This window comes from Haloarchaeobius amylolyticus (genome assembly GCF_026616195.1).
Lineage (GTDB): Archaea > Halobacteriota > Halobacteria > Halobacteriales > Natrialbaceae > Haloarchaeobius > Haloarchaeobius amylolyticus.
On record NZ_JANHDH010000001.1, the window covers coordinates 170,652 to 184,623 of the forward strand.

Annotated in this window: 14 protein-coding genes; 4 read left to right on the forward strand and 10 right to left on the reverse strand. The window is 67.5% G+C overall.

Annotated features, from left to right (window positions below):
• Positions 1–49 precede the first annotated feature (49 nt).
• Positions 50–883, forward strand: coding sequence for an MBL fold metallo-hydrolase (locus NOV86_RS00895; RefSeq protein WP_267639339.1), 834 nt, complete (start codon positions 50–52; stop codon positions 881–883).
• A 130-nt stretch (positions 884–1,013) separates the two neighbouring features.
• Positions 1,014–2,672, forward strand: a complete 1,659-nt coding sequence (locus NOV86_RS00900) for a rhomboid family intramembrane serine protease (RefSeq protein WP_267639340.1) — start codon at positions 1,014–1,016, stop codon at positions 2,670–2,672.
• Here the strand turns inward: NOV86_RS00900 and NOV86_RS00905 are convergent.
• Entirely contained in the window at positions 2,669–3,319 is a 651-nt protein-coding gene (locus tag NOV86_RS00905; protein ID WP_267639341.1) for an METTL5 family protein, read from the reverse strand. The genes NOV86_RS00900 and NOV86_RS00905 overlap by 4 nt on opposite strands.
• A 9-nt stretch (positions 3,320–3,328) precedes the next feature.
• Positions 3,329–3,730: a DUF7961 family protein gene (locus tag NOV86_RS00910; protein WP_267639342.1), complete on the reverse strand. Its 402-nt coding sequence runs from the start codon at positions 3,728–3,730 to the stop codon at positions 3,329–3,331.
• A 152-nt stretch (positions 3,731–3,882) separates the two neighbouring features.
• Here NOV86_RS00910 and NOV86_RS00915 point away from each other — a divergent pair, with 152 nt between their 5' ends.
• Positions 3,883–4,443, forward strand: a complete 561-nt coding sequence (locus NOV86_RS00915; RefSeq protein ID WP_267639343.1) for a TFIIB-type zinc ribbon-containing protein — start codon at positions 3,883–3,885, stop codon at positions 4,441–4,443.
• Positions 4,444–4,581: 138 nt separating this feature from the next.
• On the opposite strand, the gene NOV86_RS00920 is transcribed toward NOV86_RS00915, so the two are convergent.
• From NOV86_RS00920 to hflX, 7 genes are all read right to left on the reverse strand, one after another.
• Complete coding sequence (locus NOV86_RS00920) at positions 4,582–5,607, reverse strand: disk-shape morphogenesis protein volactin (RefSeq protein WP_267639344.1); 1,026 nt, start codon at positions 5,605–5,607, stop codon at positions 4,582–4,584.
• A gap of 102 nt (positions 5,608–5,709) precedes the next feature.
• Complete coding sequence (locus NOV86_RS00925; RefSeq protein WP_267639345.1) at positions 5,710–6,675, reverse strand: cell division protein CdpA domain-containing protein; 966 nt, start codon at positions 6,673–6,675, stop codon at positions 5,710–5,712.
• Between the two features lie 102 nt (positions 6,676–6,777).
• Positions 6,778–7,314 (reverse strand): multiprotein bridging factor aMBF1, encoded by a 537-nt coding sequence (locus NOV86_RS00930; RefSeq protein WP_267639346.1) that lies wholly within the window; start codon positions 7,312–7,314, stop codon positions 6,778–6,780.
• A gap of 68 nt (positions 7,315–7,382) precedes the next feature.
• The gene (locus NOV86_RS00935; RefSeq protein WP_267639347.1) at positions 7,383–8,003 is read right to left on the reverse strand and encodes a CDP-alcohol phosphatidyltransferase family protein; all 621 of its coding nucleotides are present in this window, start codon (positions 8,001–8,003) and stop codon (positions 7,383–7,385) included.
• On the reverse strand, positions 8,000–8,530 hold the full coding sequence (locus tag NOV86_RS00940) for an adenylate kinase family protein (RefSeq protein ID WP_267639348.1): 531 nt from the start codon (positions 8,528–8,530) through the stop codon (positions 8,000–8,002). The genes NOV86_RS00935 and NOV86_RS00940 overlap by 4 nt, the downstream gene beginning before the upstream one ends.
• The gene (gene hisC, locus NOV86_RS00945; RefSeq protein WP_267639349.1) at positions 8,527–9,615 is read right to left on the reverse strand and encodes a histidinol-phosphate transaminase; all 1,089 of its coding nucleotides are present in this window, start codon (positions 9,613–9,615) and stop codon (positions 8,527–8,529) included. Before hisC ends, NOV86_RS00940 begins: the two co-directional genes overlap by 4 nt.
• A 48-nt stretch (positions 9,616–9,663) precedes the next feature.
• Positions 9,664–10,941, reverse strand: a complete 1,278-nt coding sequence (gene hflX, locus NOV86_RS00950; protein ID WP_267639350.1) for a GTPase HflX — start codon at positions 10,939–10,941, stop codon at positions 9,664–9,666.
• Between the two features lie 593 nt (positions 10,942–11,534).
• Here hflX and NOV86_RS00955 point away from each other — a divergent pair.
• Complete coding sequence (locus NOV86_RS00955) at positions 11,535–12,818, forward strand: ABC transporter substrate-binding protein (protein ID WP_267639351.1); 1,284 nt, start codon at positions 11,535–11,537, stop codon at positions 12,816–12,818.
• A gap of 194 nt (positions 12,819–13,012) precedes the next feature.
• Here the strand turns inward: NOV86_RS00955 and NOV86_RS00960 are convergent, their stop codons facing one another.
• Positions 13,013–13,972: a halocyanin domain-containing protein gene (locus NOV86_RS00960; RefSeq protein ID WP_267639352.1), complete on the reverse strand. Its 960-nt coding sequence runs from the start codon at positions 13,970–13,972 to the stop codon at positions 13,013–13,015.

Sequence of the window (13,972 nt, forward strand, 5' to 3'; positions counted from 1 at the left end):
TTCGACCGGCAAGACAACGCTTACGGCGCGGCCGCTCGCATCCTCGCGCATGACACGAAGCGACTGGGGCGACTGGCTCCCCCGCGCCGTAGAATCCGCCGACCCGGACGGCATCGCCATCTGGTACCTCGGCTGTAACGGCTTCGTCCTGAAGGCGAGCGACGGCACGACGGTCTACGTCGACCCCTACGTCGGGCTGGGCGACCCGCCGCGGACCGTCCGCATGATCCCGGTCCCGTTCGACCCGACCGACGTGGCGGAGGCCGACGCGGTCTTCGCCACCCACGAGCACACCGACCACGTCCACGGGCCGAGCCAGGCACCCATCCTCGAGGGGACGGGCGCCGACTTCTACGCCCCCGACGACAGCCTCGCCGTCGCCTTCGACGACGAGGACTGGCAGGCCGACTACGACATCGCGGACGGGCAGTTCCACGAGGTCACGGAGGGCGACACCGTCGAGGTCGGCGGCTTCACCGTCCACGTCGAACCCGCCCACGACCCCGACGCCACCCACCCCGTGAGCTACGTCTTCGAGCACGAGGGGCGCACGGTCTTCCACGGCGGCGACACCAAACCGAGCGACGAGTTCGCCCGCCTCGGCAGCGAGTACGACATCGACCTCGGCATCCTCGCGTTCGGGACCGTCGGGAACATCCCCGACAAGGAGACGCGTGAGCCGGTCCGAACGCGCTGGTACAACGACGAGAACCAGGTCGTCGAGGCCGCGAGCGACCTCCAGCTCGACCGGCTCCTCCCGAGCCACTGGGACATGTGGAAGGGCCTGACCAGCGACCCGAAGGTCCTGCACCACCACGCGAGGAGCTTCGCGTACCCGGCGAACCTCGACATCGTGGAGATCGGCGACCGGGTGGACGTCTAGCACCGCGGGTCCGTCTCCGTTCGAACTCTTCTCCTCGCGCACCCGCGCGCGACTGAATCATTCCGCAACCCGCCGCCACCCCACCACAGCAGCACGAAACCATTTGTACGCCGCGGCCTTCCCGCCGCACATGGACCTGCTGTCGCTCGGTATCGCCGTCTTCGTCGTGGTGACGCTCTCCGTCTCCCTCGCCGTCGTCGCCCTGCTGGACCGCCCGGGTGGGACCTGGGGCCAGCACCTCCGCGGCCGGCTCGTGATGGGCGTCCCCTGGGGGACGCTGGTGTCGGTCGTCTTCGTCGTCGCCGTCTACCTGTTCGTCCAGGACGGCTGGAACCACTGGTACGACCCCGTGACCCTGCCCTTCCGCGCGTGGTCGTACCTCTACCCGACCGGGATGGTACTGGCACCGTTCTCCCACGCCGACGCCGGCCACCTCACCGGGAACATGATCGGGACGCTCGTCCTCGCCCCTATCGCGGAGTACGCCTACGGGCACTTCCCCGAGGAGCGCGGCTCGCACTCCTTCGCCGACTGGACCGCCAACCCGTGGGTCCGGGCGCTGGTCGTCTTCCCCGGCGTCGTCCTGCTGGTCGGCCTCGGCACCTCCCTGTTCGCGCTCGGCCCGGTCATCGGGTTCTCCGGCGTCGTCTTCGCCTTCGCGGGGTTCGCGCTGGTCCGCTACCCGATGACGACCGTGGTGGCCGTCCTCGGCGGCCAGCGCGTCCTCTCGCTGCTCTACAGCTCGCTCCAGAATCCCATCATCACCACGACGGCCCAGCCCTCGCCGCCCTCGCCGCCGTGGTGGGCCGGCATCGCCATCCAGGGCCACGCCCTCGGCCTGTTCCTCGGCATCATGCTCGGCGTGTTCGTCTTCTACCGGCGCGATACCCGCCCCAGCGCACTCCGCATCTGGCTCGCGGTGCTGTTCTTCGCGGTCGCGAAGAACCTCTGGGCGATCTACTGGTTCCTCGGGAACGAGACCTACCGGCTGTTCCGCGGCCCCGGGCTGGCGATGGTCGTCGCGCTGGCTATCGTCGTGGCGACCGCGCTCCACCTCCGCGAGCGCGACCTCGAATCGTTCGGCCCGCGGACCGCGGCGCTGGTCGTCCTGGTCATCGTGACGGCCGGGCTCGTCGGCTCGGGCGTCCCGGTGAACCTCATGACGGTCGACGATACCGCGGCCCCGGGTGACCCCATCGAGGTCCGGGGGTACGAGGTCGTCTACGCCGAGGACGTGCAGAACCAGATGGTCTCCGTGGTCGACGTGGAGGCGTTCGGCCAGAGCACGAACATCACCTCCTCCGGCGTCATCGTGGTGAACGAGGAGCGCAACATCTGGTACCAGGCCGTCTCGAAGGGCCAACTCGCGTTCAGCGGCCAGCGACAGGTCAAGGTCGGCGGCCTGGGCTGGCGCGAGACGGTCACGGCGAGCCGTGACGGCTGGAACGCCGTCGGCGGCGGGACCGCCTACCGGGTGTTCATGAAGCCGCCCGAGGGCGACTGGCGCGTCGCCTTCACCTCCGGCAACGCGACCGCGGAGCCACGCCTCGCCGGCAAGAACGTCTCCATCGCGGCCACCGAGGACGGCTACGAGCTGTTCGTCTGGGAGAACGACACCGAACTCGGCCGGGCCGCCATCCCCATCACGAACGAGTCGGTCCAGAACGCCTCCGTGACGGTCTCGGGCATCGAGTTCGTCAGGGAGGAACAGCAGAACGGGCCGGACAGGATCTACGCCGTCGTCGGCGAGACGAAGGTCCGGGTCTTCGTCAAGGAGACGTACCGCTAGTCGTCGCTGGCCCCGTCACCGGTCCAGTCGATGCGGTAGGCCTCGGCGTCGATGGGCTTCGACTCCTCCTCGTGGAACGGGAACTGCCTGTCGAGGTCCAGCTCCACCGCGAAGGCGTGGGTGACCGCGCCGCCGTGGTCCGCGGCGAAGGACTCGACGAACTCCTGGCTGCCGGCGTTGTGGATGGAGTAAGAGACGTCTGCGACCCCGCTGGCGGCCGCGAGGAAGGCGCGGTCGGCGTGTTCGTTGCCGCGCTGGGCGCCGAAGGGCGGGTTCATGACCACGGTGACCGGGTCGTCCTCGGCCGGACACAGCGGCGGGCGGGTCGCGTCACCGGCGACCCAGTGGATGTCGGTGCGCGCGCCGACGCGACGCTCGTTCTCGCGGGCGGTATCGAGGGCCTCGCGGTCGAGGTCGACGCCGACGACGCGGGTCGCGCCCCGCAGGGCGGCCCCGAGCGCCAGCATCCCGGTCCCGGTCCCGAGGTCGACGACCGTCCGGTCGGCCACGTCGTCCTCCATGTCCGCGACGTGGACGAGGGAGGCCGCGACCTCCGGGGGTGTCGGGTACTGTTCGAGTTCGACGCTGGGCGAATCGAAGCCAGCGACGACGCCGAGTTGCTGGGCCAGGGCGCGCCGTGTACTCATCGCTGGTACTCAGTCGTCGAGGCTGATGGGTCCGTCGACTTCGAAGGCGACGCCCTCGCGGCGGGCGCGCTCGGCACACGCCGAGAGGGCCGGCTCGACCTTCTCCGGGTTCGCGACGGACGAGCACCGCACCGAGACGGTCCCGGCGCCGATGAAGGAGGCGGCGCGGACGTAGTTCCGGAGGCGGTCGGCCTCGCGCTGGGTGGCCAGCGAGCAGTCCTCGTCGAACCGGGCGCGCACGTCGATGGCCGACGGGACGTAGCCCTCCCGGGTCAGCTCGTGCTTGAGGTCGCGCAGGTACTCGGGGGCGGTCGAATCGAGGCCCTCGGCGTCGAGGCGGACGGGCTGGACGTCCTCGTGTCGACAGTGTTCGATGGTCCGTTCGACGTTGGGTGACGGGGTCGCGCTCATGCTACCAACGCATACATGGTAGGAATACAAAAAGGTTCGTGTATGTGCTGTAGTTATGCAGTTGGGGTTTCGATACGTATTGGGTAGGATACACCAGCAACGACCGTGAGAGAATGGGCCACGCTTATTATTCCGTATAGAGAGAAGCCTGTATGAAAGAGTGCCCGCGCTGTGGGTCGTCGCTGAGTCGCTACGCGTTGAGCGAGGTCGAGGCGTACGGCTGTGATAGCTGTGGGTGGGTCGGCATCGACGTCGAACATCGGTCGGAGCCGGTCCGCATCGAGTCCTGGCAGGACGCCATCCGGCGCTTCCACCAGCAGTTCTCCGACAGCGAACTCGACGAGCACGCAGAGAACCTGAGCCGGGTCGAGGCGGAGCGCCAGGCGGTCATGGCAGAAGACGAGCCTGCGTACGAGCACGCGGAGTCGGCCGACAGCGACGCGGTCGGAGACGGCGACGAGAGTGGTGAAGACGAGGAGACGACCACGGCCGAGGAGGCTGCCGACGAGGGGACTGCGGACGATACGGAGTCGCCGACGGCCGAGGAAGACGGTGCGACCGCGACGACCGAGTCGGACGACGGTACCGAGGATGGCACAGAGAGCGAGGACGCTGCTGACGGTACCGACGCCGACGGCGCGGACACCGAGGCCGACCCCGGCGCCGAGGCGGCCCCCGAGACCGCCGCACCGACGAACTCCCAGGCCGAGTAGCGACCACGACACCCGGCAGTTCCGGCACACTTCTCTCCAGGTTTCCGACGCCCAGCTCTCGAGGGTCGAAACCGACCAGCGACGCTGGCGCTCTGCTGCTGGCGGCGCGAAAAAACGGTGACCGTGTCGCGGGACTGCTTACTCGTCTGCGGCCGGCGCTTCGGCTTCCTGCTCGCGCTCGTCGACGTCCTCGTCGGACCGTGCGGCGACGAGGGAACCACGTGCGACACTGTACAGCGGCTCGCTCGCGTGCTGGACGCCGCTGATGGAGAACGGGATGTTGGCGTCCTCGAGGTGGTCGCGGAAGAGCTCCTCGAACCCGTCGGGGCTGGAGGTGCCACCCGTGACGACGACCGGCACGTCCAGACCTTCCTCGACGTCCTCCTCGTCGACCTCGCGGACGACGTTCTCGATGACGTAGTCCAGCAGGTTCTCGTAGTAGATGCTGAGTGCACCCTCGACGCCACCGACGTCGGTGGTGAAGTCGAGTTCGAAGTCGTTCTCCTTGATGGAGGTGACCTTGTCGACCGGGGTGCCCGTCGCCTGGGCCGCCTGCTCGTCGATCCAGTCGCCACCGCGGGCGACGGAGAACTTCATGACCGGCACCGCGTAGTACGCGAGACAGACGTTCGTCATGCCCGCGCCGAAGGAGATGCCCAGCCCCGTGAAGTTGTTGTCCGCGAGTTCGGAGTAGATGACCGCCATCCCCTCGTTGATGGGCTCGGCGTCGTAGCCCATGTTGGACAGGAACGACTCGATGGTCTTCTGGTGGTACAGTGTGCTCAGACTGGAGTCGCTCGGGTCGGCCGGGACGGAGAAGTAGAGCTTCTCGTCCGGGTAGTTCGGCTCGCCGACGACCTGTTCGATGATGAGCTTCATCATCGGGATGGCGGACTTCTCCTGGCTGGAGAGGATGCCGTGTTTCATCGGCCGCCGGGTGTTCTTGTTGAAGATGTTCGCGAAGTTCAGGGCGTCGTCACCGACGACGTACACCTTGTCGTCCTTCCGGATGTGGAGGACCTCCGAGCGAGAGAGCATCTGCTCGGCCATGTCCGAGTACTCGATCTCCACGAAGGAGTTTCGCTGCTGTACGAATACCGTGTCGTTCCCATCCTGTTGCGCCGACAGGATATTCATCGTGCCAACGTCAAGGCCTTTAGCCATATTTGCCAATTCCAACCCACCGGAGTATAAAACTATGTGAAATTATTTCATCAGTTAGAAGATGCGAAGAAACAGCTCAGAGAAGAAATGTGTTGCGGCCGGTTAGCCGAGGCCTAACGTCCGCTTGAGCTTGCTCCAGAAGCCGGGCGAGGAGTCGACGCCACCCAGCGATGCGTCCTCTTCCTTGCGTTCTGCTTCGCGCTGGCGACGCTCGCGGAGTTCCTTCAATTTCTGGGTCTGGTCGTCGACCGTCGAGTTCGAGGTCGCGGTCTTCTTCTCGCCACCTCTCATCGCTTTGAGATTGGAGAGCTGGGAGTCGATACCACTCGAGCGAGTCACCTTCGCGGTCTTCTGACTGAAACCCGAGGTGTCCATGTCTCCGTCGTCGATATTGAAGTCGAGGTTACGGTTGTCGCTCTTCTCGACGCCACCCCACGAGAGGTCGACGCCGGACATCGCGTCCTCGATGTCGGCCGCGATCTCCTCGTCGCTGTAGTGTTCGCCCTCCTCGTCGTCCTCCTCCTCGACGGGCTGGATGTCCGCCGGACCGGGCTTCTTGTAGCGTTCGAGCTGGTCGGCGACCAGTGCCGCGCCGGTCGAGCCGACGACGAGGACGAGCCCCAGCGCGTAGAGGCTGATGACGCCGAGGGTGGTGCCGGCACCGTAGTCGTTCCACTGCGAGGGGTAGACGGAGACGAACCAGACGACCGCTCCGAGGTCGAGGACCGACCCGATCACGGAGGCGTAGACCGCCCGGCGTTCGACCGGGAGCAACACCACGATACCCGTGATGGTGGCCGGGAGCGCGAGCATCCCGAGGGCGTAGGAGATGCGCGTCCAGTTCCAGAACGCGTCACTCTGCGGTTCGAGCGTGCTGAAGCTCACCATCGCCAGCACCAGCGCGACCACGCCCACCACGATACCACTGAAGAACAGGCCGAAGCCGAGGTAGACGTCGGTCTCTTCCTCGGGTTCCCCGATGTACCGCTCGTACAGTCTGTAGAGGGGATTGTCCGGGGTCGAGTCGCCCCCGGCACCACCCGCCTCGGTAGTTACCTCGTCTGACATTGTGCCTGATTACAGGGGCATCTCTCATGACTGTTTGGTTAACCGTATACTTCTTGAAAAAAGTCGCCGTGTGACCAACGTCAGACGGCCGTCAGACCGACTTCAGTCCTTGCGCTTGACCACGTCGCCGAGGGTCTGGGTCGTCCCCGCGGAGTCGCTCTTCCACTCCTTCTCGTCGTCGCTGGAGCCGCCCGCCTTGAGGCTGATGCCGAGGAACTTCTCTAACTTGGACTGCATCCGGTCGGACGGAAGGGTGTCGCCGCGTTCGAGTTTGCGGACGAGACTCGCCTTCTCGTTGAGTTCGTCGGCCAGCTCGGACTGGCTCAGGCCCTTCTGCTCTCGCGCGCGGCGGATGCGGTCGTCGTAATCCTGTGCGATCTCGTCCATGTCGTCGAACATGTCGCTGCGACGACGGGAGCTCCCACCGCCCCCGCCCGACCCACTGGCCTTCGAGGAGGACGACGACGAAGAGGACCCGGAGGACCCGGTCGAGTACTTCGTGGACGTGCTGGATGACTGCTGGGTCTTCACTTCGGTTCCGAAGTCGGCGCAGTCGTCACAGACGTCCAGCTCTGCGCCCTCGACCTTCACCGTCTTCGGCTGCGACGTCTCGGCGCCACACATCTCACACTGAACCATGCACGTGTGTTGACCGCCAGCAGTCATAAAAGGTACGCCGTGGTGGTGCTGGCTGTCAGTTCGACGCCTCAACTCAGCGCCTTCCAGGCGCCCGAGAACCGCTGGAGCGCCGTGAGGTGGCCGACGACCGCGAAGACGACGAGCAGCCAGCCCACGACGGTCAGGCCGTAGATGGCGCCGGGGAAGACCGCGGCGACGTAGCCGACGACGCCCGAGAGCGCGAGGCGGTCGGCCCGGCCGAGGTAGCCCGCGTACACGCGGTCGAGGCCGACGGCCTGCGCCTGCGTCCCGAGGTAGGAAGTCATCAGGACGCCCGTGACGGCCGCGAGGCCGATGTCGTACCGGCCGATACCGGCCGCGAACCCGGCGATGATGACGAGGTCGGCGTACCGGTCGAGCACGTGGTCGAGCATGTCGCCGGCCTCGCTGGCGACGTCCTGGGCCCGGGCGAGTTCGCCGTCGACCACGTCGAGCCAGCCGTTCAACGCGACGCAGGTCGCCCCGACCGCGTAGAACAGCGGGGCGTCCGCGAACGCCGGGCCGGCGTAGGCGAAGGCACCGCCGGCGGCGACCGCCAGCAGGAACGCGATGGTGCTCACCCCGTTCGGGGAGAGGCCGAGGGCGTCGGCGGCGCGGACCCACGGGTCGAGCAGCGACTTCACCCGGGGGCGGAGCTGGTCGAGCGTCATAGGTAGTCGATGAAGTCGACCTCGCCGGCGCTCGGTTCGCGCTCGCCGTGGACGACCGCCGCGACGTCGGCGGCCACGTCGGCGGGGTCGCGCCCGGTGGTGTCTATCTCGTAGACGGTCTCCAGGCCGTGCAGTTCGACGGCCTCCGAGAGGATGACGTCGAGCGCCTCGCTCTCGGCGTTCTCGCCCGCCTTGGGTTCGCTCTCGCCGCGGTCGAGCAGGCGCTGCTCCAGTTCTTCGGGGTCACAGCGCAACACGACGACGCGGTCGGCGTCGAGGTAGTGCGCGAGGTGTGAGTCCAGCAGCACGTCGTCACGGTCGCCGACCCACTCCTCGAGCGCGTCGAGGTCGACGACCACGCTGTCGCGCTCCTCGTCGACCGCCTCGTACAGTTCCTCGCGCTCGACGACCTCGTTCAGGTGGACCACGTCGAGGTCGACGCCGAAGTCCCCGGCCGAATCGTCGGCGAGCAGCTCCGTCGCAGTGGTCTTGCCCGTCCCGGGCGTCCCCGTGACGACCACCCTCACCGCGACAGCACCTCGTTGAGCGTCTCGACGGCCTCGCGGGTCTCGGCCTCGGTCCCGCAGGTGATGCGGACGCAGCCCGGCAGCCCGAAGCTCGTGCAGTCGCGGACGATGACGCCCTCGCGCTGCATCTCGTCGGCGACGACCGCCGCGGCCGCCTCGCCGCGGGCCTCGCTCACGTCCACGAGGACGAAGTTGCCCTCGCTCTCCCAGACCGGTGCCTCGATCTCGTCGCGCATGTACGAGCGCGCCCAGCGGGCCGTCTCGACCGACTTCTCGACGTGCTCGTCGTCGTCGAGTGCGGCGAGGCCGGCCCGGCAGGCCAGCTCGCTCGCGGCGAAAGGCGTGTTCACCCGCGCGTACGCGTCGGCCCAGTCCTCGGGCACCAGCGCGTAACCGAGGCGGACGCCGGCCAGCCCGTAGGCCTTCGAGAAGGTCCGCAGGATGGCGACGTCGTCACGTTCGTCCAGCATGCCGCGGGCGCTCTCGGTCTCGGCGTACTCGCCGTAGGCCTCGTCGACGACGACGAGGGTGTCCTCGCCGGTCTCGTCGGCGACGGTCTCGATGGCGTCGAGCGTGAACGTCCCGCCCGTGGGGTTGTGCGGGCTCGTCAGGTAGACGATGCGCTCGCCGTCGTAGTCGGCGAGGACGGTCTCGGCGGTGAGCGCGAGGTCCGGCGTCTCGAGCGCGTACTCGTTCACCTCGCCGTGGTGGTAACGCGCGCTCATACCGTAGTAGGCGAAGCCGGGGTCCGGGACGAGGACCGCGTCGCCCGGGTCGAGCATCGCGCGGGCGAGGTAGTCGAGTGCGCCGTCGCCACCGTTGGCCAGCCAGACCTGCGCCGGGTCGCAGGCCCAGCGGTCGGCGATGGCCGCGGTGAGGTCGGCGTGGGCCGCCTTCGGGTAGGCGGAGACCCCGGGTGCCGTCTCCTGGAGGGCCGCGATGGCGTCCGGAGAGGGCCCGTGGGGGTTCTCGTTGGACGCGAGCTTCGTGAGGGCCGCCGGGTCCATGCCGAGGTCCCTGGCGACCTCCTCGATGCCGCGCCCGGCCTCGTAGGCGACGTGGGCCGAGAGGTCGCGTGGTTGCATGTGCGACAGACCGGCCCGCGGGGCCTTAAGCGTAGTCAACCCGGCTGGTCATTCGATGGCCTGGGCCCGGGCCCTGGCACGCTCGAGAATCGCGGGACGGCCCCGAACCGACAGCGAGACGGACTCGCCGTAGTCGACCGCGTCCACGGCCGCGTGCTCGTGGCACCACGAGACGAACTGCTGGGTCGCCGGACCGTGGGAGAGGTCGAATTCGGCGGACTCGGTCGGCAGAGCCTCGACGATGCGAGCTCGAAGCTCCTCCAGACCGACGTCCTCGGTCGCGCTCGCGACGACCGGGTCGGGCGCGACGTCGGATAGTTCCGTCTTCCGGCGCGCCAGTTCGGCCTCGGTGAGCTGGTCGGCCTTGTTGAACACGGTGACGACCCGTCCGTCCGTCTCGGCTATCTCGTCGCGACAGGTCTCGATGCGGTCTCTGAGCGCCGAAACCGGCTTGCTCGCGTCGACCACGAGGACGACCACGTCGGCGTCGTGGACCGCCGTCAGGGTCGACCGGAACGCCTCGACCAGGTCGTGCGGGAGGTCCCGGATGAACCCGACTGTGTCCGAGAGCAGCACCATCCGGCCGGCCATGGTGGCCCGGCGGGTCGTCGTCTCCAGCGTCTTGAACAGGCGGTCCTCGACGCCGGCAGTCTCCCCGAGGTCGTCGTGTGCCGGGTCGGCCTCGTCGAGGGCGAGGTCGTCCGCGAGCCGGTGCAGGAGCGTCGACTTCCCGGCGTTCGTGTACCCCGCGAGGGCGACGAAGTCGAAGCCGGCCTCCCGCCTCCGGTCGCGGCCCGGGTCCGGCTCGTCCGGGAGCGCGTTCAGTTTGTTCTGGACCCGGTCGATGCGCAGTTTCACCTCGCGGATCCACTCGCCCTCGGGGTCGTGGGTGGGGATCCCATTGTACTCGAGGTCCTCGCTCTGGACCTCCCGGCGGCGGTGGAGTTCGTGCCGCAGGCGGGCGAGTTCGACCTGCAACTGGGCGCGCTTCGTGGTCGCGCCGGCCTCGAAGATGTCGAGGATGAGCCGGTAGCGGTCCCGGACCTCGGTCCCGTCGGGGAGCCGGTCGGTGAGGTTGAACAATTGGGCGGGCGAGAGCCGGTTGTCGACGATGACGGTGTCGGCGTCGTGCTCCCGGACCGCCGCGGCCACCTCGTCGACCTTCCCGGCACCGAGGTCGTACGTCGGGTCCTCCGGCCGGGTCTGGGTGTAGATCGCCTCGGTCTCGAAGCCGGCAGCCTCGGTGAGGGCCTCGATTTCTGCTGTGTTCGGTGTTTCCGTGTCTGTTCGTGCGGCGACGATGGCGTGTGATGACTGTCGTGACATCGTGTATCGGTCAGTGTCGTGGTCTGCGGACGATTCGGGGGACGCGAGGGTGAGCTAGCAGCTCGTCGACTGGTATCGAGAGCCGGGGCTCGACGCGTCGGGTTCTATCCCAGCGACGCGGTCGCAGCGTCGCTCCGGGAGTTCGAGAGGGTGAGGAGACGCGCGGTCGACGCTAGCCGTGTCGGCTGTGAACGTCGGTGACGCGGGCGACCCCTCGTCAGAAAGTGGATAGGGTTTCCATGGACGACCTAGCAGCAAGATCGAGTCATTCCCGGATAAGCGTACCCCGCCAATGCGACTTTTTGTCATACTCGGTCCGAGCGACAGCTGCCGGTCCCGGTTTCGCGAGAGAACGTGTCTGTGAACCGACCGCATTCGCGGGCCGACCGCGCCCGAGAGGCGACTCATACACTATATTTCGCTATATCAAATCGGTGGTTCTGGGGGAACCACTGTTCCGGAGAACAGGACCGTGTTGTCCCTGTCCGAAGCAGTCAGAACGCTTTGAACCTGCTAGCGAACGGATGGGCTGGTTCGTTTTGGCGCGCCTAAAATCCAGAACGCTTTTCAATAATTAGGCAAGCCTAAATCCTATGCCGAAGGAAAATCGAGACGAGAGCGCACCGACACGGCGTGACTACATGAAGTACGGCGGGGCAGTCATCGGCGGCGGACTGCTCGCCGGGTGTACGGGCCAGTCCGATTCCGCATCGACCCCGGAGTCCACGACCACCGAGACTGCAACTTCGGGGGTGACGGACACGGAGGCAGGGGAAGAGACAGAGACCGCGACCGACGACGGCTCCTTCACCGTCGAGATGTTCCCCGTCGGCGAGGTCGAGTTCGACTCCGTTCCGGAGTCGGTGACGACGTACTCCATGGCGTGGGCCGACATGGTGATCTCGCTCGGGCAGGCAGACAAGCTCCAGACCGATAGATTGAGCGGCCCCACGCTGTTCTACGACCGGTTCGACATCGACTACGACAGGGACTGGCCGCCGCTCTGGCAGGACGGCGGGATGCCGAAGGAGGTCTTCTACGAGCACGACCCCGACGCGTTCCTCATCGACCCGAACCTGATCCAGGCGTGGGACGACAACTGGGACGACTCGGACGTCGAGGAGATCGAGTCGAACGTCGCCCCGTTCTTCGGGTGCATGAACCGTCGCTTCCGGAACAAGTGGCAGCAGAAGCTGGGCTACGCCAAGAATGCTCCGTCGATGCTGGAAGCGTTCGACAAGGTCGGGACGGTGCTCGACGAACGGGACAGGGTCGATGCGTGGCTGGACCTGCACGAGGACCTGCAGGCCGAGGTGCAGTCGCGACTCCCCTCCGGCGACGACACGCCGTCCATCGGGCTGATCAACAGCGGATCGTCGCCGGATACGGGCGAGTTCTACGTCCTGTACCTCGAGGACGACGGCTACGAGATGAAGCCCTACCGCGACCTCGGCCTCGTCGACGACGACGCCTTCGCTGGCGTCGAGACCGGCCAGTACGGCAAGACCGACTACGAGACGCTGCTGGAGGTCGACCCGGACGTCCTCGTCGTCCACTGGGGCATCACGACGGGGTCGGTGACGTGGGGCGGGGACGGCGCGTTCGACGCCGAGCAGTTCCGCGAGCAGTTCGTCACGCCGATGGAGGAACACGAGGTCGGCAGTCAGCTCACCGCCGTCGAGAACGGACGCGTGATCCCCGGCCCGACCGCAGAACAGGGCCCGCTCATCAACGCCTTCCAGACAGAACTGACCGCCCGCCTGTTCTACCCCGAGGAGTTCGGCGAGATCGACTTCGAGGCACCGCTCGACGTCCCCGAGGAGGACCAGCTGTTCGACCGCCAGCGGGTCGCGGACATCATCGACGGCGAGATCTGATGGCGACCACGACCACCGAAGCCGAGTTCGACGACGATGTCGCCGTGATAGGGGGCGGCCCGGCCGGGTGTTCAGCGGCCGTCTTCACGGGTCGATAGGGACTGGAAACGGTGGTCCTCGACCGCGCTCGCGAGACTATCGAACGGCTTCGAGTGGAGCAAGTCGACCGAGAGAGAAGGCGGGAGGCTGAGGTGCTACTCGTTCGGCTGGGTCGTGTCCTTGTAGTGGACGTACAGGCCGAGGCCGAGGGGCGCCGCGATGGCCGTCGCGCCGAGGCCGGCCGTCGCGTAGGCTCGCGCGGTCGGCACGGTCTGGACGCCGTCGCCGACGAGGACGACGCCGCGCATGCCCTGCTCGCCGTAGTCCTCGCAGTAGTACTTGCTCACGCCGTCGCCGCCGAACTCAAGGGCGTACTCCGTGCCCGAGCTGGCGACGCGCTCGCTCTGGAAGCCGAGGTCGTCGTCGACGACGCTGTACGCGCCGGCCGAGCCGACCCACTCCCAGACGACTGTCGTCCCGGGGTCGACGTGGATGGCCGCGGGCTCGAAGGCGAACTCGCCGCCGTTCCCGTCGGCGCCGACCTTCACGCGGACCTCCTCCTTGCCGCGCATGTCGACGACGTCGGTGTAGTTATCCACACCCGCCAGCCAGCCGTCGAAGGTCGGGCCGGTGGGTTCGGTGGGTTCCGGTTCGGGGGCGGCCAGCGACACCTCGGCGTCGCCAACGACGAGTGCGCCCTTCATGCCCATCGGCTCGTGGGGCGCACAGACGTAGCGGTAGACACCGGCCTCCTCGGCCGCGTACTCGAACGTCGCGCCCTCCTCGGAGAGCATCTCGGACTCGAAGGAGCCGTCCTTCGCGACGACGTTGTGCATGCCGCCCTTGCCGGACCACTTCCAGACGACCGTCGTCCCGGGGTCGACCCGGACGGCTGCAGGGCTGAAGCCGAAGGCGCCACCGTTGCCCTCGCCGCCGACCGTGATGGTCACCTCGTCCTGTCCGGTCGCGTCGGTCAGGCCGGAGACGTTGTCCGTGTTAGCGAACCAGTCGGCGAGGGATTCGGCCCCTTCCTCCTGTGCGCCGACGGGGGAGGCGAGCGCGAGGCCCGCGACGCCGGCCCCGGCCGTCGCCCGCAGGAAGTCACGTCGGTCCAT